The sequence below is a fragment of the Kribbella shirazensis genome (assembly GCF_011761605.1).
Taxonomy (GTDB): domain Bacteria; phylum Actinomycetota; class Actinomycetes; order Propionibacteriales; family Kribbellaceae; genus Kribbella; species Kribbella shirazensis.
The window spans coordinates 3916341-3940374 of the sequence record NZ_JAASRO010000001.1; the positions used below are offsets into that span (position 1 = coordinate 3916341).

Sequence of the window (24034 nt, forward strand, 5' to 3'; positions counted from 1 at the left end):
GGGCACTCGGCACGGCACCTCGCGACGGGGCTGGATTACCAGACAGGTCCTAGGCGTTCAGGAACTGTGCCGGCTTGAGCGCGCGGGCGACGACGCGGAGCTCGCCGATGTGACCGGCGAAGGCCTGGTCGATCTCGTTGGCGTAGTGCCCGGCGCCGACCAGCCACGGTTTGCCGGCCGTCGCGAGCCCGTTCGACGGGGTCGCCGGGTTGCGCAGGAGCTCCGACGAGTCGACGTACACGACGCTGTGCCGCCCGTCGTTCACGATCGCCAGGTGGAACCACTCGCCCGCGCGCTGCTCGTGACCCCAGTTGGTGAACGTCTCGTTGCGGTCCACCGGGTACACCGCCCACTGCACCTGCAGACCGCCGGAGAACCCGAGCTTGGCCGCCGGCTCGTCCGGGTCGCTGCCCGTCTTGGCCGCGTCGCGTCCGGTGCCGAGCCGGGTGAACAAACCCTCCCACGCGTGGTCCTGGCCGTCGTTCGCCAGCTTCACGAACGCCTCGATCGTGTACCCGTCCGGGAACGTCATCGCGTTCAGCGGCGCGTTGTCCACGGTCTTCAGGTACCCGCCGCGGGCCGGGTTCTTGCCGCCGGGGAACAGCCAGCTCGCGTGCCCCGGCTGGTCCGGGTGGTACTCCGCCGACGCGGTCGGCAGATCGTTGCTGAGCTGGACGCGGGTGAGATCGTTGGCGTGACCCGAATGGTCGAGCACCTTGTCCGTGACCGGACCGTCGAAGCGCCAGTACGCCGCCGTACCCGGGATGACGAGCTGCTTGGCCGGACGGGCGGGACGCACAGGTTCCGGGGCGAAGCCGGCGAACCGGGCCGCGAAGTCGATCGGGACGCTGAAGCGGTTCGTGTCGTCGCTCAGTTCGATCTCCGCCTCGGCCAGCTCGTTACGGCGGGCCGGGTCCTGGGCCATGATCCACGGCGAGATCGTCTCGACGTCGATCGTGTTCCGGGCCAGGTCGAAGTGGTACAGGCGGACCATTCCCGAGCCGCCGTAGTACCGGTCCTGGTAGTTGGTGATGTGCAGGTGCACGTCGTTGCCCGCGGCGTTCTTCCGGGTCACCCGCCCGGGCGGCCAGTAGTGGCCGTTGAGGGTGAGGAAGATCTGGTCGTTGCCGTCGACGAGCTGGTCCCAGACCCGGTTGCCGTGGGCGCTGAAGTAGGCGACCGGGTTGCCGTGGTCGGCGTTCACCAACTCGTGGATGGTGAGGATGACCGGCAGCTTCGGGTGTGCCTTGATCACCGCCCGGGCCCAGGCGAAGCTCGCGTCCGACGGTCGCCAGTCCATTGCCAGCAGCAACCATTGCCGCCCGGCGGCGCGGAACACGTGGTACGAGTTGTACCCGTTCGCCGTCGATCCGCCGTACGTCGGCATCCAGCGGAACCGTCGCGGGTTGAACGTGTCCAGGTACGGCGACGGGCCGCGGGTGTCGTCCTTCGAGCCGTCGATGTCATGGTTGCCCGCCAGCACGGAGTACGGGAACCGGGCACGCTCGAGCAGCCGGAAGACCGGGTCGGCCTGCGCGAACTCGCTCGCCAGCGCGTTCTCCACCACGTCGCCGAGATGCGCGACGAAGACGATGTTCTGCTCGGTGCGCTGGTCGATCAGGTACCTGAACGTCGCGGTGAGCGGCGCGGCGTCACCGCGGTCCTGGTCGAACTGGTACTGCGTGTCCGGCACGACCGCGAGCGTGAACTGCGGATGCTCCGTGTCGATCCTGCCGGTAGGGCCCGTGGCCGAGGCGGTGACGGCGTTGAACACCCCCGGCGTCACGACCGCACCGGCCCCGAGTGCCCCTGCCTGCAACAGCCGCCGGCGGCTCGTGCCGTCGTACCGCTCGTTCATCGCCCCACGCTCCCAAGCTCGCTGACAACGCAGCGAAGACTAGGGCCAGGGAGCCTGCCCGGCGGTGAACTCAGGCGAAACCTTGGACGATCACCGCAGGAAGCCCTTCGGCTTTCAACGACCCCAGCACGCGCGCTTCGTGCGGCACCACTGGCTCGGGCAGCTTGTCCAGCGAGTACCAGTCCAGGCCGGCCGCCTTCTCCGGCTCCATCAGCCGCGGCTCGCCGCTCCACCGCGACGTCGTGAAGAAGAAGTCCACCCGCTCGTCGATCGGGTCGCCGTTCCCACCCGTGCGGTGCATCGCCGTCACCGGCACGAGGTCCGCCGGGTCGACGTCGATCCCCACCTCTTCCTTGAGCTCGCGCGCCGCCGCCGCGACCACCGACTCCCCGTGCTCCACATGCCCGGCCGGAACCGCCCAGTACCCGTCCATGTAGCCGGTGTTGGCCCGCAGCAGCAACAACACCTCGTCCCCCCGCCGCACGATCACATAAGCCGCCGGCACCACCGAAAACCGATCCATGCCCCCGACCCTAAACACCACCGCCGACACGTCTGCGACAAGCGCCGGTGGCTGAGAACAAGCCACGGCCTGTCTCCAGATGCGGTCGCGTGTCGCAAACAGCGGCCGAGCGGGGGGCGGGCGGGGCGGTCGGGCGTGGCGAAGGGCCGCAAGCGGGTGCTTGCGGCCCTTCGGTGGGTACGTCAGGCGGACTGGTTCGGGTTGTCCGGGATGTCGTCGTTCTGGCCGTCGAGGTTGTCCAGACCCTCTTTGGCCTTGTCGACGCCGGAGTCGATCTTGTCGCCGTACTGGCCGCCCGTCTTCTCGTCGACGAAGTCGCCGGCCTTGTCCAGACCGTCACCGACCTTGTCGCCGTGACCGTCGACCAGGTCGGAGGCCTTGTCCTTCAGGTTCTCGGCCGTGTCCTTGAACTTGTCGAAGATGCCCATCTCGGGGCTCCCATTCCTGCGTAGTTGAGTGCTTACAGACAGCTAGCGGTGATCTTCGCACCTGCAACGCCGGAACTGTGGGATCTCCGCGAGTGCCGTACCCGAAACGATGCGACGTACTTACTCTACGTCGCCGCCGCTGTCCGAGCCGCCGCCGCCGGACTCGACATCGCCGCCGGACTCCACGTCCCCGCCGGACTCGACGTCCCCGCCGGACTCCACATCGCCCCCGGAGTCGCCGCCCGGGTCGACATCGCCGGCACTGTCCCCCAGACCGAGCGCGTCCTTGGCCGCTTCCGACTCTTCCTCGAACGGATTCGTCACTTCGGTTCCTCCCGTAGAAATATTGCGAACGCCAAGGTTCCTACCGAACTTTCCGGGTCATCCACAAGGCCGGCCGGCAGCTCTTGGCGAACTCTTCGCAGCAGGGCGGTGGCGCGGCGCGGGACAACGAACTGCCAGACTGGAGCGATGCCTGCCCCACTCGTCGTCGCGGTCGTCGGTCCCACCGCGGCCGGGAAGTCCGATCTCGCCGTCGCGCTGTCCGAGCGCCTGGGTGGCGAGGTGGTGAACGCGGACGCCATGCAGGTGTACCGCGGCATGGACATCGGTACGGCGAAGATCACGACGGCGGAGCGCCACGGCGTACCGCACCATCTGCTCGACATTCTCGACGTCACCCAGACCGCGACCGTCGCCGAGTTCCAGGAGCTCGCCCGCGCCGCGATCGACGACTGCATCCGCCGGCAGGTCGTGCCGGTCCTGGCCGGCGGCTCCGCGCTGTACGTCCGCGCGATCCTCGACGACTTCGTCTTCCCCGGCACCGACCCGGACGTCCGCGCCCGCCTGGAGGCCGAGCTCGAGGCCCACGGCTCCGGTGCCCTGCACGCCAAACTGGCGCAGGCCGACCCGAAGGCCGCCGAGCAGATCCTGCCCAGCAACGGCCGGCGGATCGTCCGCGCGCTCGAGGTCATCGAGATCACCGGCGGCCCGTACGTCGCGACGCTGCCGGAGCACCGCTACGTCTACGAGGGCGCGATCCAGCTCGGTCTCGACGTACCGCGGCCGGTTCTCGACGAGCGGATCGAGCGCCGGGTGGACCGGATGTTCGACGCCGGATTCGTGGCCGAGGTGCGAGGTCTGCTGAACAAGGGTTTGATTGAGGGGAAGACGGCCAACCGCGCACTCGGGTACTCGCAGGTGATCGCGTTGCTGAACGGTGAGATCGACGAAGCGCAGGCCCGGGAGCGGACCGCCCAGGCCACGCGCCGGTTCGCGCGCCGCCAGGACTCGTGGTTCCGTAAGGACCGACGGATCAGTTGGCTGCCGTACGACGACCCCGAGCTGGTGGAGAAGGCCCTCGACGTGGTGCGTAAAACCGTAGTGGCCGAAGGCAACCGCGAAGGCGCCCCCGGCGTAGTCGAGGTGAACCAAGGCCGAGGGGCCGTCGATGCGAGGGGGTGACCGTGAGGCCGAGTTCCGTGAGTACCTGCTCGCGGACCGCACCAGACTGCTGAGAACGGCGCTGCTGCTCACCGCGGGGGATGTGCACACGGCCGAGGATCTGGTCCAGACCGCCTGCACCCGGGTGTACGTGCACTGGCACCGGATCAAGCACGAGGGCGCGGGCCCGTACGCACACCGCATCCTGGTCAACGCCTTCCTCGACGAGCGCCGCCGGGCCGGCCGCCATCCGGAGGTGGTGACCGCGGAGGCCGTCGAGCCGCGGTCGGCCGGCGGACCGGACCAGGCGGACACGCTGGCCGTCCGGGACGCATTGCTCGATCTCGCGCCGCGGCAGCGGGCGGTCCTGGTACTGCGGTACTTCCAGGATCTCGACGTCGCGACCTGCGCGCGGATCCTGGACTGCACCGAAGGCACCGTGAAGAGCCAGACGGCCAAGGCGCTCAAGCGCCTCAAGGAACTGATGACGGAAGAGACGGGGAGTAGCTGAGAGCGCAGTGGACGAGGTCAAGAAACTCCTGGAGGGGTTCGCGGACCGGGCGGCCGAAGGGCTGCCGGACGCGGACATCGACGCGGCCATCGAAGCCGACATGGCCCGCGGACGGCTCGCCCTGCGCAGGATCAAGCGCCGCCGCCGGGTCACCGGGGTGCTGTGCGTCGCCGCCGCGTCTGCTCTCGTCCTCGCCCTCGGCAATCAGGGGAAGTGGTGGGGAAGCGGCAGCGAGGTGGCCGGCACTCCGGTAGCGCCCGAGACGGCCGCCCCGGTTCCGAGCTCGACGTCCTCGCGGGCCACGCAGCCGCGGCCCAGCCAGACGATGTCGATGTTCGGTGCGACCGTCGTCGAGCTGGTGGCCAACAAGCAGCCGTGGAGTTCGATCGACTGCGGCCTGGCGCCGAAGGGATGGTCGCCCGAGGCGCCGATCACGGCCGACCGTGTCGTCCTGTCCCGGCCGGACATGCGGACGGCGGAGGCCGCGACCAAGGTGGTGCTGCAGGCGGCTCCGGAGGCGCGCACCCTCGCGGAGGCGCGGGTCACGGCCGCGAGTGGCAAGACGATCCACATCGGCACACTGCAGGGCCGGCTGGCAGGTCAGGTGAAGCTCACCGACCAGTGGCTGCTGGTCGAGCTCCCGGCCGGTACGGTCGAGTGGCCGGACGACGTACTGCGCCGCTTCCTGGCTTCCTGCGCGATCAACTGAACGCGCCACGACTAGCGCACCAACCTCCACCTGAGATAGGCAGGGGTAGTCCCTTGTCCCGCCGAGCTCGTGTGGGGGAGATCCGTGAAGAAGCTGATCGCAGCCCTGTCCGTAACCGCCCTGGTTCTGACAGGCACCAGTTCACCAGCAGTCGCCACTCAACAGACACAGGCTCCGGCCAAGACGCCGACCGCGATCGGGTACGGCGGTGCGGTGTCCTCGGTCGACCCTGACGCGACGAACATCGGTCTCGACGTACTGCGTCGTGGTGGTAACGCCGTCGACGCAGCCGTCGCCACGGCCGCCGCGCTCGGTGTCACCGAGCCCTACTCGGCCGGCATCGGCGGTGGTGGGTACTTCGTGTACTACAACGCCAAGAAGCACAAGGTGTTCACGATCGACGGGCGCGAGACGGCTCCCGCGACCATGCCGTCCGACGCGTTCGTGAATCCGGCGACCGGTGCGGCGTATCCGTTCGCGCAACTGGTGACGTCAGGTGTCTCGATCGGCGTCCCGGGCACGCTCGCCACCTGGGACCGGGCCCTGAAGCAGTGGGGTTCGCTGTCACTCGGCAAGGCGCTGAAGCCGGCCGCGGACCTGGCCGAGCGCGGGTTCGTCGTGGACCCGACGTTCCGCCTGCAGACCCTGGACAACAAGTCGCGGTTCGCGCAGGTCGTGCCGACCGCCGAGCTGTTCCTGCCGAACGGCGACGCGCCGCAGGTCGGTGCGCTGTTCAAGAACCCCGACCTCGCCGCGACGTACAAGCTGATCGGTGAGCAGGGCTCGTCGGCGTTCTACAACGGCGCGCTGGCGGGCGAGATGGCCGCCGTGGCCAAGAACCCGCCGAAGACGCCGGATGCGACGCTGCCGTTCTTCCCCGGCTACCTGCAGGCCGGCGACCTCGAGGCGTACAAGACGATCGACCGCACGCCGACCAAGGTCCGGTACGACGGTCTGGACGTCTACGGCATGCCGCCGTCGTCGTCCGGTGGAACCACCGTCGGCGAGGCGCTCAACATCCTGCAACCGCAGCGCATTCGGCAGCAGTCGACGACGCAGGCTCTGCACACGTACCTCGAGGCGTCCGCGCTGGCGTTCGCCGACCGCGGTGCGTACGTCGGTGACCCGGCGTACGTCGACGTACCGGTGAAAGAGTTGCTGTCGCGTGGGTTCGGCCTCGAGCGGTCCTGCCTGATCGACCCGGAGAAGGCCGCGACGAAGCCGGTGCCCGCGGGCTCGCCGGACGGCGACTACTCGCGGTGCGCCATCGGCAGCTCTGTCGAGCAGCGCCCGGACAGTGAAGGGCGTTCGACGACGCACCTGGTCGCAGCCGACAAGTGGGGCAACGTGGTGTCGTACACGCTGACGATCGAGCAGACCGGCGGCAGCGGCATCACCGTGCCGGGGCGTGGGTTCCTCCTCAACAACGAGCTCACCGACTTCACCGCCGTACCGGACCCGAAGGACCCGAACCGGGTCGAGGCCGGGAAGCGGCCGCGGTCGTCGATGTCGCCGACGATCGTGCTGCGCGGCGGCAAGCCGTTCCTCGCGCTCGGTTCGCCGGGTGGCTCGACGATCATCACGACCGTCCTGCAGGCGCTGACGAACCGGATCGACCGTGGCATGACGCTGCCGGAGGCGATCGCGGCACCGCGGGCGGCGCAGCGCAACACCGCGTCGGTGACGGCCGAGCAGGCGTTCATCGACCGGTACGGCGCGGCGCTGACGCCGTACGGTCACACCTTCACGCCGGCCGGTGCTCCGGGGAGTTCGGCGTCCGAGATCGGAGCGGTCGCGGCACTCGAGTTCCTGCCGGGCGGTGCGATCCTCGCGGCCGCGGAACCGACGCGACGCGGCGGAGGAGCGGCCGGAACGGCTTGGCCCTTCAGAGTGAGGTGACGATCGCGGCGACCAGGTCCGCTCGTTCGGTCAGGGTCGCCGCGACCACCTGCTCGTGGACGGCGTGGGCGCCCTTGCCCACCGGACCCAGGCCGTCCAGCGTTGGGATGCCCAACCATCCGGTCAGGTTGGTGTCCGCCGCCCCGGACGCGGCCGCGCCGCCGATCTCCTGACCGACCGATCGCCCGGCGGCGACGACCTTCGCCAGCAACTCGTCGCTCGCCGCCGACGGCTGCCAGGCCGGCCGGTTCGACAACACCCGCACCTTCAGCTGCGCGTCCCGCACCGGCTCCAACGCGGCAACCGCCGCGAGCACGGATTCCTCGGTCGACGGATCGACGAAGCGGAATCCGATCTCCGCAGCGGCAGACCCCGGTACGACGTTGGTGCGCCCGCCGCCGGTGATGGTGCCGACGTTGCACAGCACGTGGTCGTGGCCGGCGACCACGCGTCGTACCGCGACGAGCTGATCGACGAGCTCGTCGATCGCGGACACCCCGTTGCCCGGATCGAGGGCGGCATGCGCCTCGCGGCCGGTGACCTCGATCCGGACCCGCGTGCTGCCCCAGCGCGACGTCTTGAGGTCCCCGTTCGGATGCGGCGGCTCGAAACCGAAGGCGGCGTACACGCCGGCGGCCTCGGCCGTCACCAGGGCGCGCGCCGACGGGGAGCCGATCTCCTCGTCCGCGACCACGACGACCCGCAGCGGCCGGTGATCTCGATCGGCGACCTCCTCGAGCGCGCTCTCGAGGACCACGAGGCCTCCCTTCATGTCGAACACGCCAGGACCGTGGATGATCCCGTCGGCCTCACGCCACGGCATCACGTCCCGCAGTTGACCGATCGGCCAAACGGTGTCGTGATGGGTGAGGAACAGCAAGGGCGCGGCCGACGCCTGCGGCCCGCGGCCGGGGAAGTCCGCGACGAGGTGGTCGCCGGTCGGCGCCGGGATCCGGCGCACGGCTCCGCCCAGCTCGGCGTACCGCGTCGTCAGCCGGTCGGCGAAGGCGTTCAGCGCGGCGGCGTCGCCGGTTGGGGTTTCCGCGCCGACGTACTCCCGGAGTCGCTCGATCATCATGGATAGTCAACGTATCATCATCCGATCAGCGATTGACCAGCGCTCATCCGGCAGGCGTAGGATCGATATATGAATCGTATCTCTGAGGTGGGCTTCCGCGCGGTCTCGCTCACCACGGCGTCGAGGTTCGCCGAGGCCTCGGCGCTGTACCGCGAGGTGTTCGGCTACCTCGACCCGGCGTACGGGCTGAACCCGCGGCTGCTCGGCGCGCTGGCGAGCAACGGCGGCTCGGTGGTCGGCATCCTCGATGAGAGCGATCGGCTGGTCGCGTTCGCGTACGGCTTCTGCGGGACCGACCGGCGCGGCTTCTACCACTACTCGCAGTCGGCCGTGGTGACCGACGGGCAGCAGGGCCGCGGCCTCGGCCGGATGCTCAAGCACGCCCAGCGAGAAGTTGCCCTCAGCCACGGTATGTCGCGGATGCGCTGGACGTACGACCCGGTGCAGGTCCGCAACGCGCATTTCAACCTCGACGTCCTCGGCGCGCGCGGCCGCTGGTTCGCGCCCGACATGTACGGTCCGGGCACCGATCGCGTGATCGTCGAGTGGGACCTGACCCGAGACGAAGTCCCCGCGCTGGACGATTCCGCGCTGACCCAACTCGTCGTACCGGCCGAACCGGGTGAGCTGCGCCGCTCGTTCGAGGAGTTGCTCGGCAAGGGACTCGTCGCCGTGTCGTGCCGGCGTCTTCCGGACGGCGGCGGTGCCTACTACTTCGGGCCGGCCGACGATGCCTGACGATCCCCGCAACCGCGAGCTCAGCAGTCCGCAGGAGCGGTACGACGCCCGTCTGCAGCGCCGGTCGTCGACGCTGCTGCAGCGCCGCGTGGTCGAGCAGGAACGCGCCTCGATCGACGAGGCCCTGGACCAGATCCTCACCGACGAGTCGATCGCGCAGGCCGCGGCCCGGATCGTCGCCGCCCGCCGGCGCTTCATCGTCGGCTCGGCGAAGTCGTTCTCGTACGCGTCGCTGCTCGCGTTCGACCTCGGCGTCGGCCTCTCGCAGGTGACGTTGATCGACGGCACGGTCGTGCGCGGTGTCGACGTCCTGGCCGACGTCCGGTCGAACGATCTGATGGTCGCTTTCTCGTTCCGCCGGTACCGGCGCGACACCGTGGAGATCGCACAGCGGTTCGTCGAGGCCGGCGGTGAGCTGGTCGCGATCACGGACTTCGAGGACGCGCCGCTGGCCAAGCTCGCCGACCAGTGCATCTACGTCGCGACCGGGAGTGCGTCGTACGTCGACTCGCCGACCGTCGTCGCCTCGGTGCTGCATGTGCTGGCGACGCTGACGACCGCGAGCGCGAAGGGCGCGCGGCGACGGCTGGTCGAGCGGGACCGGTTGAACACGGAGTTGGGACTGTATGTCAACTGACCTGAAGATCGTCGCGGCGCGGCTGCACCGGGTGCGGATGCCGCTGGTGCACGAGTTCCGGACCAGTTCGCACCGCAAGGCGTTCCTCGACCACATCCTGGTCGAACTGGAGGACGCCTCGGGCGCGGTCGGCTGGGGCGAGATCGCGTCGTCCTCCGATCCGTACTACGCACCGGAGACGGTCGAGACGTGCTGGCACATCGCGTCGAAGTACTTACTGCCCGCCGTACTCGACCGCCCGTGGACGCATCCCGATCAGCTGCAGGCGGCATGGTCGAAGGTCCGCGGCAACTACTTCGCCAAGGCAGGCGTGGACATGGCCGCCTGGGTTCTGTGGGCCGAGGTTCAGCAACTGCCTCTGGCAACAGTTCTTGGTGGAACACGGACCGAGGTTGTCGCGGGTGTTTCGCTGGGTATCGAACCGACGATCGACGACCTGCTGGTACAGGTCGAACGTCAGGTCGAAGCCGGGTACCCGAGGGTGAAGCTGAAGATCGCTCCCGACTGGGATGTAGAACCGGTCCGGGAAGTGCGGGCGGCGTACCCGGAGCTGGATCTGCACGTGGATGCGAACGGGATCTACACGGCCGGCGACCTACCGAAGCTGCAGAAGCTGGATGCCTACCGGCTGACGATGATCGAGCAGCCGTTCGCGCCGCGCGACCTGCTCACGCACGCGAAACTACAACGCACGATCGGTACGCCGGTCTGCCTGGACGAGAGCGTGGAGACCGTCGCCGACCTGGAGACCGCGCTCGCGCTCGACGCCCTGCAGGTGCTCAACATCAAGGTGTCGCGGATGGGCGGCCTGACCGCGGCCCGCGCGGCGCACGACCGGGCGCGGGACGCCGGCGTCGCGGTCTGGTGCGGCGGCATGCACGAGTTCGGTATCGGCAGGCTCGCGAACGTCGCCCTCTCCAGCCTGCCCGGATTCACCCTCCCATCGGACGTGTCCGCCTCGGAGAAGTACTACGCCCGGGACATCGTCGAACCCGCCGTGACCGCCGTCCGCGGCGTCGTCCAGGTGCCCCAGGCAACCGGTCTCGGACATGCCGTGGACCGCGAACTGGTCGTCGCGAACACGGTCGCCGAGCTGTCCCTCGGACCGGAAAGAGGAGTGACTCGGTGCGTGTTGCTCTGACCGGCGGCCTGATCGCCGACGGGACCGGCAGCGCACCGCGGCCCGGGACGGTGCTGGTCGAGGAGGATCGGATCAGCGCGGTGCTGCCGCCCGGCGCCCCGATCGCCGGTGCCGACGGCATCGATGCCACGGGCAACATTGTGGCACCCGGATTCATCGATCTGCACTCGCATGCGGACTTCAGCCTCGGAGCGAGTCCGGCCGCCGAATCGCAGCTCGCGCAGGGCGTCACCACCTTGGTGACGGGGAACTGCGGCTGGTCGCCGTTCCCGATCACCGAGCTCGAGCCGCTGCGCTCCGGTACGGCGTTCCTCGCGCCGTCGCTCGACTGGTCGTGGAACGATCTCACCGGCTTCGCCGCCACGCTGGAACCCGCGGTGAACGTGGCGCTGCAGGTCGGCCACTGCACACTCCGGATCGCCGCGATGGGCAGCGCGGAACGAGCGCCGTCGGCGGGCGAGCTCCGGAAGATGCAGGACCTGCTGCGCGAGGCGGCCGACCAGGGAGCGGCCGGATTCTCCACCGGGCTCATCTACGCGCCGGGCGCCTACGCATCGCCGGGGGAGGTGGCCGCCCTCGTCGCCACCGCGGCGGACTGCGGCCTGCTGTACTCGACCCACATCCGCAACGAAGGCGCGCGGCTCCTGGACGCGCTCGACGAGGCGATCGCGGCTGCGCGGGCCGGTGGCGCCCGCCTGGAGATCTCCCACCTGAAAGCCGTTGGCAAGCCCAACTACGGACTCGTCCGGACAGCGCTCGAACACCTCGACCGGGTGGACGACGTCGACCTCGGCTGGGACGCCTACCCGTACACCGCGACCAACACGACGCTCACCACCCGCCTGCCGACCTGGGCGCTGGCCGGCGGAACCCTCCTCGAGCGGCTCGCCGATCCAGCCGAACGCGCGCGGATCGCCGACGCTCTGCGTGCCGACGTACTGCTCTCACCGGACACCGTCGTGATCGCGTCACTGCCGCCCGGCCCCTACCAGGACAGCCGCGGGCTGAGCCTCGCCGAGATCGCCCGGCAGGACGGGGTCGACGCCGCCGAGATCGTGCTCCGGATCCTCGAGACGCACCAGGCCGCGGTCAGCGTGGTCAACCACGCGATGCGTGAGGAGGACGTGATCACCGTCCTCGAACATCCCCGGACGGCGATCGCGAGCGACGGCTGGATCATGGACGCGACCGGCCCCGGCCATCCGCATCCGCGCAACTTCGGCACGTTCCCGCGGGTGCTCGGCCGCTACGCCCGTGAGCTCGGCGTGATGGGTCTCGGTGAGGCGATCCGCCGGATGACGGCGCTGCCCGCGTCCCGCCTCGGCCTCGCCGACCGCGGGGTCCTGCGGCCCGGCGCGATCGCGGACCTAGTCGTCCTGGATCCGGCGCGAGTCGCCGACAAGTCGACCTACGACGACCCCTGGCACCTGTCCGTCGGCGTCGAGCACGTCCTGGTAGCCGGCGAACCAGTTCTCACCGACGGCGTACCGACCGGCCGCCGCCCGGGCCGGATCATCTCTTGAAGCGTTTGGGCTCGCTGGGCAACGGGGGCGGTGCACCGGCGGGCTCGGCGTTGCCGTCCGCGTCCGACTCGATCCAGCCGTCGTACTGCGCGAGCAGCTCGTCCAGCAGTGCCGGATCGACGTCCTGCAAACAGGACCATCCACGGATGGTCCTCGTCGTCGTCCTCGCCGTGGAAGCGGCCCCGCCGCACCTCACCACCCAGCCGGTCGGCGACCGCGACGGCGTCGTCCCGCTCCCAGAAGTACGCGATCATGCCCAAACGGTACGACCCCGGACCTCCGCCGTACGCTTGCCCCATGAGTCTGTTTCCCTGGCTGAAGGGGCACGGCACGGAGAACGACTTCGTGATCCTGCCCGACCCGGAAGGTTCCGTGCACGGCGAGCTGGACGCGGCGCTGGTGCGGTTCCTCTGCGACCGGCACGCGGGCATCGGTGCGGACGGGGTCCTGCGGGTGGTCCGGGGCGACAAGCAGTCGTACGTCGAGGACGGTGGCGACTGGTTCATGGACTACCGGAACGCGGACGGCTCGATCGCGGAGATGTGCGGGAACGGTGTGCGCGTGTTCGTGAAGTACCTCGCGGAGGCGGGCTGGATCGACGGCAAGCCGGTCCGGGTCGGCACGCGCGCCGGTGTGAAGGAGGTCGCGCAGAACGACGACGGCACGCTGACCGTCGACATGGGCGAGCCGAGGATCCCCGACGCGGCCGGGATCGTGGTCGAGGCCAACGGTCACCAGTGGCCCGCACTCCACGTCGACATGGGCAATCCGCACGCCGTGGCCTTCGTCGACAGCCTCGCGGAGCCGGGCAACCTGTGCGATCAGCCCACGTGGTCGCCGGTCGAGGCCTTTCCCCAGGGCGTGAACGTGGAGTTCGTCGTACGGCGTGGCGCGCGCGACGTCCAGATGCGCGTGCACGAGCGGGGCGCGGGGGAGACGCGGTCGTGCGGGACGGGGACCTGCGCCGTGACGGTGGCAGCCGCGCGGGCGGCCCGGGACGAGTTGCCGGTGACCTACCGCGTCGGCGTACCAGGCGGTGAAGTGACCGTCACGTGGCGTGCCGACAACCATCTGGAGCTGACCGGTCCGGCGGTCGTGCACGCTCGCGGGGAGTTCGACCGGGTCTGGCTGCCGGGAATCTGAGTCCAGCGTGGGGCGTTGACGTTGGTAATCGGGTCGCCTGTACTGGAGGCCCGTGCCACCATGGAAGGTATATGACGACCCATTCACATGCATACGAGACCACCACTGACCGGGGCGGCGGGGCGGGGGAGTTGGACGCCGTCGAAATTGACCTGGAACAGGGCGATGACTCCGGCGCTTCGTTGACGGGTCACGATGAGCACGAGCAGGAACTGAGCACCGAGGGCCTCGACCTCGAGGAGCGCCAGGCGCTCCGCCGCGTGGTCGGGATGTCCACCGAGCTGACCGACATCAGCGAGGTCGAGTACCGCAAGCTGCTGCTCGAGCGCGTGCTGCTGGTCGGTGTCTGGACCGAAGGCAGCGCCGAGGACGCCGAGAACTCGCTGGCCGAGCTGAAGCTGCTCGCCGAGACCGCCGGTTCCGAGGTCCTGGACGGCGTGATCCAGCGGCGCAAGAAGCCCGACCCGGCGACCTTCATCGGCTCCGGCAAGGTGTCCGATCTGCGCAACCTGGTCGCGTCGCTCGGCGCGGACACGGTGATCGCCGACGGCGAGCTGGCCCCCGCGCAGCTGCGCAACCTGGAGGACAAGCTCAAGGTCAAGGTGGTCGACCGGACCGCGCTGATCCTGGACATCTTCGCGCAGCACGCGAAGAGCAAGGAAGGCAAGGCCCAGGTCGAGCTGGCGCAGCTGCAGTACATGAAGCAGCGCCTGCGCGGCTGGGGTGGCAACCTGTCCCGGCAGGCCGGTGGACGCGTCGGCGCGGCCGGCGGCGGCATCGGCGGCCGTGGCCCCGGTGAGACCAAGATCGAGACCGACCGGCGCCGGATCAACACCAAGATCAGCAAGCTGCGCCGGACGCTCAAGGAGATGAAGGGCACCCGGTCGACGATGCGCCAGGAGCGGCGCCGCCACCTGGTCCCGTCGGTCGCGATCGCGGGGTACACCAACGCCGGCAAGTCCTCGTTGCTGAACCAGATCACCGGCGCGGGCGTGCTGGTCGAGGACGCGCTGTTCGCGACCCTGGACCCGACGACCCGCCGTACGACGACCTCGGACGGCCGCGTGTACACGCTGACCGACACGGTCGGCTTCGTCCGGCACCTGCCGCACGACATCGTCGAGGCGTTCCGCTCGACGCTGGAGGAGGTCGCGGACGCGGACCTGCTGCTGCACGTGGTCGACGGTTCGCACGCCGACCCGATCGCGCAGATCCAGGCGGTCCGCGAGGTGCTGGCCGAGATCGGCGCGACCGACGTACCGGAGATCGTGGTGATCAACAAGGCCGACGCCGCCGACCCGCTCGCGCTGGCGCCGATCCTGCACCGCGAGCCGCACGCGATCGTCGTGTCGGCCCGCACCGGTGAGGGCATCGACAAGCTCCGTGAGCTGATCGAGGGTGCACTGCCGCAGCCGCACATCTCTCTGGACGTGCTGTTGCCGTACGACCGCGGCGACCTGGTCTCCCGGATCCACTCCGAGGGCTCGGTCGAGCAGCTCGAACACACCGCGGACGGCACCCGCATCACCGCCCGCGTCCACCCGGCGCTGGCCGGCGACCTCACACCGTACGCCGTCGCCTGAGCCTGACCGCAACGAGAACGGCCCTCCCGGGATCCCGGGAGGGCCGTTTCGTGTTTCAGGCGATCACTTGCGCTTGCTGACCTGCACTGTCATCGAGGTGCCGTTCTTCGACAGGACCTTGATGTTGACGCCGTTGTTCGGGACCTTGACGCCGGCGCTCGGCTGGTCCGGAGTCCAGTACGACTTGCCGTCGTTGAAGGTCTGGACGGCGTTCTGGCCGCGGATGTAGCTCGCCTGCCCGTTGATGTGCAGGGTGAACGAGTCCGCCTTCTCCAGGCCGAACGGAGCGTCGTACCCGCCGACCCGCGGACGCCAGAGCTGGCCGTCCATCCGGTTGATCGGCGCGGGGTGCGAGTCGATCGGGAGGACCAGGCCCTCACCGGGGTGCTGGTTGGTGTTGTTGTTGTCCTGCGAGGTGTCCCAGTACCAGACCAGCATGCCGTCCTGGTACGGGAAGTGCTCCACCTTGTCCGGCAGCGTGCTCGCCCAGCCGAAGTTGTACGGCCCGGTCTGCAGGTGCTTGTCGTACGAGGTGTAGTTGATGTTCGAGACCAGGTAGTAGTTGTCGTGCAGGCTCGTGTACGACGCACCGACCGAGCTGAACCCGTTCAGCGTCCAGCCCTCCGGAGACGTCTCCGCACCCGACTCGAGCACCGTTGCCGTACCCGACGTCACCTTGATGGCGTCGGCGAAGAACCCGAGCCCGCCGGCCGCCGGGTCGGTGGCGTAGCGGAACTGCAGCGTGATCGTCTTGCCGGCGTACGCCGACAGGTCGAACGTCGCCGGGACCCAGCCGCCGCTCTTGCCGTCGATCCCGTTGCCCTCGGCGTCCTTGGTGATACTGCCCTTGATCGGCTTGGCGCCGGTGCCGTCGTTCACGTCGACGTACGCGTAGTCGCACGCGTCCGGACCGCAGTCCTCGATGTCCCAGTTGGCCTGGAACTCCAGCTTCGCGGCCTGACCGGCCGGCAGCGTCACCTGGCGGCTCATCGTGTGGGTGAACTGATGGCCCTGACCGCTCCACCAGGACTTCGTCCCCGCCGCGGGCTGCACCAGCTGGTGCGTGACCTCCTTCTTCGGCAGCGTCACCACCAGACCCTGGGCCTTCTTCGAGTTGTACTCGTGTGGGCCGAGTTCGACGGTCCGGTTCTGGCCGGCCTGCACGATCTCGTAGTCGAGCCAGCCGAGCTGCAGCTTGTCCCAGATGCCGAAGTCGGCCGCCTGCTCGCCGATGCCGCCGTCACTGGGCTTGCCGACCCGGCTCTGCGCCATGATCGTCCACCAGTTGACGCCGTTCTCGACCGCGGCGCCGGAGGTGTCGTAGTGGTCCGGCAGACCGAGGTCGTGACCGTACTCGTGCGCGAAGACGCTGATCCCGCCGTTCTCCGGCTGGATCGTGTAGTCACCGACGTACAGGCCGGTGTCGCCGATCTGCGCGCCGCCGTTCGGGTTGTTCGCGGGGCCGCCCGGGAAGCCGGCGTACCAGCGGTGCGACCAGATCGCGTCCTCGCCCTGCCACGGGTCGCCGTCGGCCTGGTCGCCGCCGGAGTGCACGATCTGGAAGTGGTCGATGTAGCCGTCCGGCTCGTTGAAGTTGCCGTCGGCGTCGAAGTCGTAGCGGTCCCACTGGTCGAACGTCTTCAGGTCCGCGGTGATCTCGGCCTTGGTCCGGCCCTTGGCGACCTGGTCGGCGACCCACTGGTTGACGGCGTCCTGGACCAGCGCCCAGGTGTTGCTGCAGACGTTGCTGTTGCACGGGTAGCCGTTCGACCGGCCGTACCGGGCCTCGTTGTACTTCACCTTGACCCAGTCGGTGACCTCGCCGTCGACGGAGTACCGGCCGGAGGACTGCTTCTCGTAGTACTTCTTCACCGAGTTGCCGGCGCCGAAGTACAGCTCCTGGAAGTGCTGCCGGCTGTAGTCGGCCTGCCAGACGGTGGAGTTGTCGACCGAGCGGTCCGGCGCCGGGATCTCGTTGTGCAGCGGACCGTCGAACCGGGCCGGGCCCGGGAAGTTCGGCGACGTGTCCTGGTCCGGGTAGTTCGGGTGCCGCTCGTTGCCGAACTCCGCGAGCACGACGAAGATCCGGTCGGTCTTCTCCCGGGACAGCTCGACGTACTGGTCGGCCTTGGCCTTCGCGCTCATGGTTCCGGCGACGGCCTTGCTGCCGAGGTTGACGACCGTGCTGCCGTTGCGCTGCTCGGGCGTGGCCTGACCGTTGATGACCTTGGTCAGGGCCTCCTGCCGCAGCGCGCGGCGCTTGTCCTCGAGCGGGCTCGACAGCTCGTCGGATGCGGGCGCGGGTTCACTGGCGCTCGGTGCCGAAGCTGGTTTGGGCGGTGTGGCGGCGTTACCGGACGAGGCCGCGGCGATGCCGAGCCCCGTTGTCGCCGCCAGGGCCAGGCTGAACAGCCCGGCGGGTAGCTTGCGCACGATTCCCCTCCGTGTCTGATGACGCACTGTGTTCGTAGCTCCCCCGAGCGTGTTTGCGCGAGAGTACGGCGAAAATCCGCCGAGCTGAAGTGGAACTGCGGAAAACCCGGGAACCGAGGGGGAAACCTGCATCCTGAGTAGAACGGCTCACGCGCTGCGGGCCCGGTCCTTGGCAGACTGTGGCGCGTGGAGCGCCAGACCGACCTGCTGCAGCCGTTGTGGCGTGCTCTGGTGGTGTTCCGGGTCCTCACGTGGGCGTTCGCCTGCTTCGGCGTCTGGACGCGCTGGGACGGCATCGTGCGGCCGTACGGCGCGGTGCTCCAGATGGCCGTGATGGGCATCTGGACGCTGATCTCGTCTTACGGCTACAGCCGCCGCTGGGGCCGCCGGAACACGCGGCTGGCGTTCGCGGACCTGATCGTCACGGCCGGCTGCATGTACGCGACCCTGTGGGCGCAGCCATTGATCGACATCCGCGGCGGCGCCTCGGTGCTGACCTCGGTGTGGGCGGCCGGGCCGGTCCTCGCGCTGGCGATCTCGCGCGGCCGGGACGGCGGGCTGCTCGGCGCGGCCACGATCAGCCTGGCGCTGCTGTCGCTGCGGGGTGTCGAGCACGCGTCGAAGATCCTCAGCAACGTCCAGCTGCTGCTGGTGGCCGGTCTGGTCGTGGGGTACACCGCGTCGACCATGCGCCAGGCTGGTGCGCGGCTGCGTGAGGCGATCGCGGCTGAGAGCGCGACCGCCGAACGGCTGCGGCTCAGTCGCTCGATCCACGACGGCGTACTGCAGGTGCTGGCCCAGGTCCAGCGTCGCGGTACGGCGATCGGCGGCGAAGCGCTCGAACTGGCGCAGCTGGCCGCCGAACAGGAAGTTGCCCTCCGCACCCTGATGGCGTCCCGCCCGGCGGTGGGCGAAGGCGGCCGCGTCGACCTGTGCGGACTGTTGTTGCCGCTGGCCACGACCCGCGTCGACGTCGTCGTACCGGCCGGACAGGCCCTGCTGCCCGCCGCCACCGCGACCGAACTGGTTGCCGCGGTCAAGGAAGCCCTCAGCAACGTGACGAAACACGCCGGCCCGGACGCTCGATCGTGGGTGGTGGTCGAGGACCTGGGGGAGGAGGTCCTGGTGTCGATCCGCGACGACGGAGTCGGTACGACGCCCGCCAGGCTCGACCAGGCCCGCGCCGACGGCCACCTCGGTGTCAGCCAGTCGATCCGCGGCCGCATCACCGACCTGGGCGGCACCGTCACGGTCAGAACCGCCCCAGGCGAAGGAACCGAGTGGGAGCTGAAGGTACCGACATGACGCGAGTGATGATCGTCGACGACCACCCGATGTGGCGGGAGGGCGTGGCGCGCGACCTGGGCAGCCGCGGGTACGACGTGTGCGCGACCGCATCGGATGTCGCGAGTGCGGTGAAGATCGCGCTGGCGACCCGGCCGGACGTGGTGGTGATGGACCTGCAACTCGGCACCGGGTCCGGCGTGGACGCGACCCGCGAGATCACCACGGCCCTCCCCGACACGCGTGTCCTGGTGCTGTCGGCCAGCGCCGAGCAGGTCGACGTACTCGCGGCCGTGAAGAACGGAGCGTCCGGGTATCTGGTGAAATCAGCGTCGCTGGACGAGTTCGACGACGCGGTACGCCGTACCGCCGAGGGCGACGCGGTGTTCAGCGCGGGACTGGCCGGACTGTTGCTGGGGGAGTACCGCCGCCTGGACGGGACCGGCCCCGAAGTCCCCCAACTCACCGAACGGGAAACCGAAGTACTCCGCCTGGTAGCCCGCGGCCTCACCGCGAAGCAGATCGCGACCCGCCTGGTCCTCTCCCACCGCACCGTCGAGAACCACGTCCAGAACACCCTCCGCAAACTCCAACTCCACAACCGAGCCGAACTGGTCCGCTACGCGATCGAGCACGGCCTCGACACGGACTGATCAGCCCACGCGTGCTACGCGGCCGCTACCTCCGTCGCCCTGCTCCTCAGCCGCGCCCGCTACGCGCGCTCCCACCCACCCCCGGGCTTATCGCCCGGACATCTGTTTCCGGCTAACGCCGGGAGTTGCGGCTGGCGCCGCGAGTTTCCGGCTGCCGCCGGCCTGTTGCGAGCTGCCGCTCGCGCGCGACTACTAGGCCACCGCCCCGCGACGAACAACCCAGGACGAGCACCGGAACTGGACGAGCCCGTCGGAGCCCTGCTGCGCCGAGCGACTACTCACCCGACGTCGAGCACCGAGACGTCCATGGACCCGGTCTCCACCACATGCGGCCGCATCGTCAAGCAGGCCTAGCCAGTCACTCCCTGAGCCGACTGGTGAACCCGCCGTCGGCAGGAGCGCGTGTGGCACACGGGGGCTGTCGAGGCCTGCGACGGGGGCGCTTGTGTGGTGGTTCTTCGGGCGGGTTGAATGGCATCCGTAGACTGTGCGTTCCACATCAGCGTGGATGCTCTCTGTCACGACACCTGTACTACGGGTGCCCACCTCCGGAGGAATCGGTGAACCGGTCGACTCTCGTCCGTGCACTGCTTGCGTTCCTGGTCCTCGCCGCGTCGACGTACGTGACGCTGACCGCGAAGCCCAAGCTCGGTCTCGACCTGCGCGGCGGGACGCAGATCGTGTTGCAGGCCAAGGACTCGGCGACCGTGAAGGCGACCGCGGAGAACACCGACAAGGCGACCCAGGTGCTGCACCGGCGGATCGACGCCCTCGGTGTCAGCGAGCCGAACGTCACCCGCCAGGGCGAGGACCGCATCATCGTCGAGCTGCCCGGCGTGCAGGACCCGCGCGAGGCCGCGAAGGTGATCGGCAAGACCGCCCAGCTCACGTTCCACGAGGTGCTCGACCAGGTCGCGGCCAAGCCGGCCAAACCGGCGGCGGGGGAGACGTACCTGCCGCCCGAGGACGGCCAAGGCCTGCTCCGGCTGGCCAAACCCGCGATGACGGGCGAGATGGTCAGCGGCGCCGAAGGCCTGCTCGACCCGCAGCAGGTCGCGCAGGGCTGGTTCGTCGAGATGAAGTTCAAGGGCGACGGCGGCAAGATCTGGGCCAACATCACCGGCAAGGCCGCCTGCCAGCCGGTCGGTACGCCGCAGCGGCTGATCGCGATCGTTCTGGACAACGAGGTGATCAGCGCCCCGCAGGTCGACCCGAACGGCGGCAACCAGCTCTGCAACATCGGCATCCAGGGCGGCAGCACCACGATCTCCGGCACCTTCACCGAGACCGACGCGAAGGACCTGGCGGCGCTCATCTCCGGCGGTGCGCTGCCGCTGCCGGTCGAGGTGATCGACCAGCGCACGGTCGGCCCGTCGCTCGGCCAGGACGCGATCGAGGCGAGCGCCCTCGCCGCGCTCATCGGCCTCGCGCTGACCGCGCTGTTCATCATCGTGGTCTACCGCCTCGTCGGCCTGATGGCGGTGCTCGGCCTCCTCGGGTACGCCGCGATGTCGTACGCCGCTCTGACCGCGATCGGAGCCACCCTCACCTTGCCCGGCCTGGCCGGATTCGTGCTCGCGATCGGTATGGCGGTCGACGCGAACGTCCTCGTGTTCGAACGCGCCCGCGAGGACTACACCGCCGGTCGGACCGACGGACTCCGCCGCTCCCTGCGCAGCGGTTTCCAGAACGCGTTGTCCGCGATCGCCGACTCCAACATCACCACCCTGCTGGCAGCCGGACTGTTGTTCTTCCTGGCCGCCGGCCCGGTCCGCGGCTTCGGCGTCACGCTATCGATCGGTGTCATCGCGTCGCTGATGTCGGCGCTCGTCGTGACCCGCGTGCTCGCCGAGTTCGTGGTGTCGCGTGGTTTCGTACTGCGTCGTCCGGGGCTGAGCGGGATCGCCGGCCACGGCCGGGTGCGGACCTGGCTGGAGTCCCGCCGGCCTGCGTTGATGAAGCACAGTCGGCGGTGGCTGCTCATCACGGCCGTCGCGGTCCTCGTGAGTGTCGCGGGCATCGCCGTCCGCGGTCTGAACCTCGGCATCGAGTTCACCGGCGGCCGGCTGATCGAGGTCAGTACGTCGCAACGGATCACGCCGGACCAGGCGCGGGCCGCCGTCGCCGAAGCGGGGTACCCGACCGCCGTCGTCCAGGGGTCCGGGACCGACGACATCACCGTCCGGACGACGACGATCAGCGACGACGAGGCGGAGAAGATCCGCGAGTCGATCGGGCGGATCGGCGGCGGCGCGGAGATGCTCCGCAACGAGAGCATCGGCCCGTCGCTCGGTGAGGAGCTGCGCAACAAGGGCCTGATCGCGCTCGGTATCGCGCTGCTCGCCCAGTTGGCGTACCTCGCCGCGCGGTTCCGCTGGACGTACGGCGCCGGCGCCGTCCTCGCGCTGCTGCAGAACGTGGCGGTCGTGGTCGGCTTCTTCGCCTGGACCGGGAAGCCGATCGACGGCATCTTCCTGGCCGCGATCCTGACGATCATCGGCTACACGGTGAACGACTCGGTCGTCGTGTTCGACCGGATCCGCGAGACCCGCAGCGCCCGCGCGACCGACAGCCTGGGCCCGGTGATCGACACCGCGATCGTCAACGTGCTGCCACGGACGATCAACACCGGTATCTCGACGTTGTTCATCCTCACCGCGCTGCTGTTCCTGGGCGGCGACTCGCTGGCCGACTTCGCCCTGGCCCTGCTCCTCGGCATCCTCGTCGGCACGTACTCGTCCAACCTCACCGCCGCACCCCTGCTCCTCGAACTGGAACGCCGCTACCCGGCCCCGCCCCCGCGCCCGAAGCGCGCCCAGGTCGACCGCGACGCCCAACCCGACCGCGGAGCCGTCGTTTAGTACTCCGCTGGCCCCCGGGCTGCTCCAGCGTCAACTCCTGCCCGGGTTGGTCAAGCGTCGCGAGGGTACCGACCGACAGACACCCCTAGAGCTAAGGGTGTCAAGCGGCTTGGGTTGTGGCGCGGTGTGACCAGGCGGTTTGGGGGTTGTAGAGGGTGTGGGTTTTGAGGCAGCCGTGGAGGATGCCGACGAGCCGGTTGCCGATCTGGCGTAGCGCGGCGTGGTGGCCGAGGCCGCGGCCGCGGAGTTGGTCGTAGTAGGCGCGGACATCGGCGTCGTGCAGGGTGGCGGCGCTGGCCCACAGGTCGATGGCGTTGACGAGCCGGTTGTTGTGGATGAACCGGGCGTGGACGGTTTTCAGTTTGCCGGATTGGCGGGTGATGGGTGCGGTGCCGGCGTAGTTCTTGCGGGCTTTGGCGTCGGCGTAGCGGCCGGGGGCGTCGCCGAACTCTGCGAGCACCCGGGCGCCGAGGATCGGTCCGAGGCCGGGCTGGCTGCGGTAGATCTCAACGTCCGGGTGCCGGCCAAAAGAGGCCTCGACCCCTTCCTGCAGGGCAGGGATCTGGGTGTTCAGGGTCTGCAGGATCGCGACCGTGGAGCCGACCGTGGCCGCGTAGGCGGCGGTGATGATCTCGGGCTGGCCGAGGTGCTCGGTGCGCAGCGCGGCCTGCACCGCCGCGGCCCGTTCGGCCAGGTCGCCTCGCCGCCCGGCGGTCTTCAACGCCGCGGTGATCTGGACGATCGTCAGTTTCGCCGCCGCTGCCGGGGTGGGGGCCTTGGCCAGTAACGCCAGCACGTCGGCACCGGTCAGCGTCAACGTCCCTTGCTGGTAGGCAACCAGCGCGGACGGGAAGTACTCCCGCAGCGCGGCCCGCAGCCGCAGCAGGTGCCGGGTCCGCTCCTGGATCAGCGACTGATGCGCCCGGGCGAGCACCTTGACCCCGTCGGCCAGCTCGGAATCGGCCGTGACCGGCCGCAGTTGATGCCTACGGGTCCGGACCAGGTCGGCCAGCGTCCGGGCATCGGTCTTGTCGTCCTTCGCACCCGACAACGACAAACTCTCACGGTGCCGGGCAGCAAGTTTCGGGTTCACCGCGAACACCACATACCCCGCCGCCAGCAACGCGGCCACCCACGGCCCGCGATCGGTCTCGATCCCGATCACCACCTCCTCCGGACCGGCATCATCGCCCAGGAACTCCGCCACCAACTCGTGGAACCGAACCATCCCGGCAATGCCCTCGTCCACCCGCCCACGGGCCAGGACCCGGCCCTGGTCGTCCTCGACCTGCAGGTCGTGATGCCCTTCGGCCCAGTCGTCACCCACAAACAACACAACAACTCTCCCATCGCCTCCCGACCAATCCCGGCAGCCCGCGAGAGACCTTGAGCGCCCTAATGGATCAGTGCTCACACCAACCAACCAGCAGCGGTGGGCACGACACCCCATCAGCCCTACAATCTCCCGCACCACCAGCGAGGGCACGCTCTGTCGTCAGGACTCAAACAGTCCAGGAGGTATGAGTGCTCACCCGCCAGCGGCTACCAGCCACCGAGTCTGCCAGCGACCGACCCGGTAACACCCATTA

21 protein-coding genes are annotated in these 24034 nt (G+C 69.4%); 13 read left to right on the forward strand and 8 right to left on the reverse strand.

Annotation, left to right across the window (positions count from 1 at the left end):
- Window positions 1-49 precede the first annotated feature (49 nt).
- From BJY22_RS19195 to BJY22_RS19210, 4 genes are all read right to left on the reverse strand, one after another.
- On the reverse strand, window positions 50-1858 hold the full coding sequence (locus BJY22_RS19195) for a LamG-like jellyroll fold domain-containing protein (RefSeq protein ID WP_167208660.1): 1809 nt from the start codon (window positions 1856-1858) through the stop codon (window positions 50-52).
- Window positions 1859-1928: 70 nt separating this feature from the next.
- Window positions 1929-2381: an NUDIX hydrolase gene (locus tag BJY22_RS19200; protein WP_167208662.1), complete on the reverse strand. Its 453-nt coding sequence runs from the start codon at window positions 2379-2381 to the stop codon at window positions 1929-1931.
- A 182-nt stretch (window positions 2382-2563) separates the two neighbouring features.
- Window positions 2564-2809, reverse strand: a complete 246-nt coding sequence (locus tag BJY22_RS19205; RefSeq protein WP_167208664.1) for an antitoxin — start codon at window positions 2807-2809, stop codon at window positions 2564-2566.
- 120 nt (window positions 2810-2929) lie between these two features.
- On the reverse strand, window positions 2930-3133 hold the full coding sequence (locus BJY22_RS19210) for a hypothetical protein (RefSeq protein ID WP_167208665.1): 204 nt from the start codon (window positions 3131-3133) through the stop codon (window positions 2930-2932).
- Window positions 3134-3280: 147 nt separating this feature from the next.
- Here BJY22_RS19210 and miaA point away from each other — a divergent pair, with 147 nt between their 5' ends.
- The 4 genes from miaA to ggt all read left to right on the forward strand — a co-directional run bounded on the left by miaA (window position 3281) and on the right by ggt (window position 7371).
- Entirely contained in the window at window positions 3281-4273 is a 993-nt protein-coding gene (gene miaA, locus BJY22_RS19215) for a tRNA (adenosine(37)-N6)-dimethylallyltransferase MiaA (RefSeq protein ID WP_167208666.1), read from the forward strand.
- Window positions 4260-4763 (forward strand): SigE family RNA polymerase sigma factor, encoded by a 504-nt coding sequence (locus BJY22_RS19220; RefSeq protein ID WP_167208667.1) that lies wholly within the window; start codon window positions 4260-4262, stop codon window positions 4761-4763. Before miaA ends, BJY22_RS19220 begins: the two co-directional genes overlap by 14 nt.
- A 7-nt stretch (window positions 4764-4770) precedes the next feature.
- Window positions 4771-5472: a hypothetical protein gene (locus BJY22_RS19225; protein ID WP_167208668.1), complete on the forward strand. Its 702-nt coding sequence runs from the start codon at window positions 4771-4773 to the stop codon at window positions 5470-5472.
- 84 nt (window positions 5473-5556) lie between these two features.
- The gene (ggt, locus tag BJY22_RS19230; RefSeq protein WP_337758781.1) at window positions 5557-7371 is read left to right on the forward strand and encodes a gamma-glutamyltransferase; all 1815 of its coding nucleotides are present in this window, start codon (window positions 5557-5559) and stop codon (window positions 7369-7371) included.
- On the opposite strand, the gene BJY22_RS19235 is transcribed toward ggt, so the two are convergent.
- Window positions 7358-8449 carry a M20/M25/M40 family metallo-hydrolase gene (locus BJY22_RS19235; RefSeq protein ID WP_167208670.1) on the reverse strand — a complete coding sequence of 364 codons (1092 nt, stop codon included), beginning with the start codon at window positions 8447-8449 and terminating at the stop codon, window positions 7358-7360. The genes ggt and BJY22_RS19235 overlap by 14 nt on opposite strands.
- A 69-nt stretch (window positions 8450-8518) precedes the next feature.
- On the opposite strand from BJY22_RS19235, the gene BJY22_RS19240 reads away from it, so the two are divergent.
- Genes BJY22_RS19240 through BJY22_RS19255 form a run of 4 tightly spaced genes read left to right on the forward strand, consistent with a single transcriptional unit; the run spans window position 8519 to window position 12488 of the window.
- Window positions 8519-9187, forward strand: a complete 669-nt coding sequence (locus tag BJY22_RS19240; RefSeq protein ID WP_167208671.1) for a GNAT family N-acetyltransferase — start codon at window positions 8519-8521, stop codon at window positions 9185-9187.
- Window positions 9180-9824 (forward strand): MurR/RpiR family transcriptional regulator, encoded by a 645-nt coding sequence (locus BJY22_RS19245; protein ID WP_167208672.1) that lies wholly within the window; start codon window positions 9180-9182, stop codon window positions 9822-9824. Before BJY22_RS19240 ends, BJY22_RS19245 begins: the two co-directional genes overlap by 8 nt.
- Window positions 9814-10965: an o-succinylbenzoate synthase gene (gene menC / locus BJY22_RS19250; RefSeq protein WP_167208673.1), complete on the forward strand. Its 1152-nt coding sequence runs from the start codon at window positions 9814-9816 to the stop codon at window positions 10963-10965. Before BJY22_RS19245 ends, menC begins: the two co-directional genes overlap by 11 nt.
- Window positions 10950-12488, forward strand: coding sequence for an amidohydrolase family protein (locus BJY22_RS19255; RefSeq protein ID WP_167208674.1), 1539 nt, complete (start codon window positions 10950-10952; stop codon window positions 12486-12488). The genes menC and BJY22_RS19255 overlap by 16 nt, the downstream gene beginning before the upstream one ends.
- Here the strand turns inward: BJY22_RS19255 and BJY22_RS19260 are convergent.
- Window positions 12478-12618, reverse strand: a complete 141-nt coding sequence (locus BJY22_RS19260) for a hypothetical protein (protein ID WP_167208675.1) — start codon at window positions 12616-12618, stop codon at window positions 12478-12480. The two genes, BJY22_RS19255 and BJY22_RS19260, sit on opposite strands and share 11 nt — an antisense overlap.
- A 173-nt stretch (window positions 12619-12791) precedes the next feature.
- On the opposite strand from BJY22_RS19260, the gene dapF reads away from it, so the two are divergent.
- Window positions 12792-13631, forward strand: a complete 840-nt coding sequence (gene dapF, locus BJY22_RS19265) for a diaminopimelate epimerase (protein WP_420371432.1) — start codon at window positions 12792-12794, stop codon at window positions 13629-13631.
- Window positions 13632-13702: 71 nt separating this feature from the next.
- Window positions 13703-15214, forward strand: a complete 1512-nt coding sequence (gene hflX, locus BJY22_RS19270; RefSeq protein ID WP_167208677.1) for a GTPase HflX — start codon at window positions 13703-13705, stop codon at window positions 15212-15214.
- 63 nt (window positions 15215-15277) lie between these two features.
- On the opposite strand, the gene BJY22_RS19275 is transcribed toward hflX, so the two are convergent.
- A complete protein-coding gene (locus BJY22_RS19275) occupies window positions 15278-17647 on the reverse strand; it encodes an immune inhibitor A domain-containing protein (protein ID WP_167208678.1) in 2370 nt (789 codons plus the stop codon).
- Window positions 17648-17833: 186 nt separating this feature from the next.
- On the opposite strand from BJY22_RS19275, the gene macS reads away from it, so the two are divergent.
- The 3 genes from macS (at window position 17834) to secD (ending at window position 22445) form a co-directional block, all read left to right on the forward strand.
- A complete protein-coding gene (gene macS / locus BJY22_RS19280) occupies window positions 17834-18952 on the forward strand; it encodes a MacS family sensor histidine kinase (protein WP_167208679.1) in 1119 nt (372 codons plus the stop codon).
- Window positions 18949-19584: a response regulator gene (locus tag BJY22_RS19285; RefSeq protein WP_167208681.1), complete on the forward strand. Its 636-nt coding sequence runs from the start codon at window positions 18949-18951 to the stop codon at window positions 19582-19584. The genes macS and BJY22_RS19285 overlap by 4 nt, the downstream gene beginning before the upstream one ends.
- 560 nt (window positions 19585-20144) lie before the next feature.
- Entirely contained in the window at window positions 20145-22445 is a 2301-nt protein-coding gene (gene secD / locus BJY22_RS19290; RefSeq protein WP_167208683.1) for a protein translocase subunit SecD, read from the forward strand.
- Between the two features lie 100 nt (window positions 22446-22545).
- Here secD and BJY22_RS19295 read toward each other — a convergent pair whose 3' ends face one another.
- Window positions 22546-23781: an IS110 family RNA-guided transposase gene (locus BJY22_RS19295; RefSeq protein ID WP_167203593.1), complete on the reverse strand. Its 1236-nt coding sequence runs from the start codon at window positions 23779-23781 to the stop codon at window positions 22546-22548.
- Window positions 23782-24034: the final 253 nt, after the last annotated feature.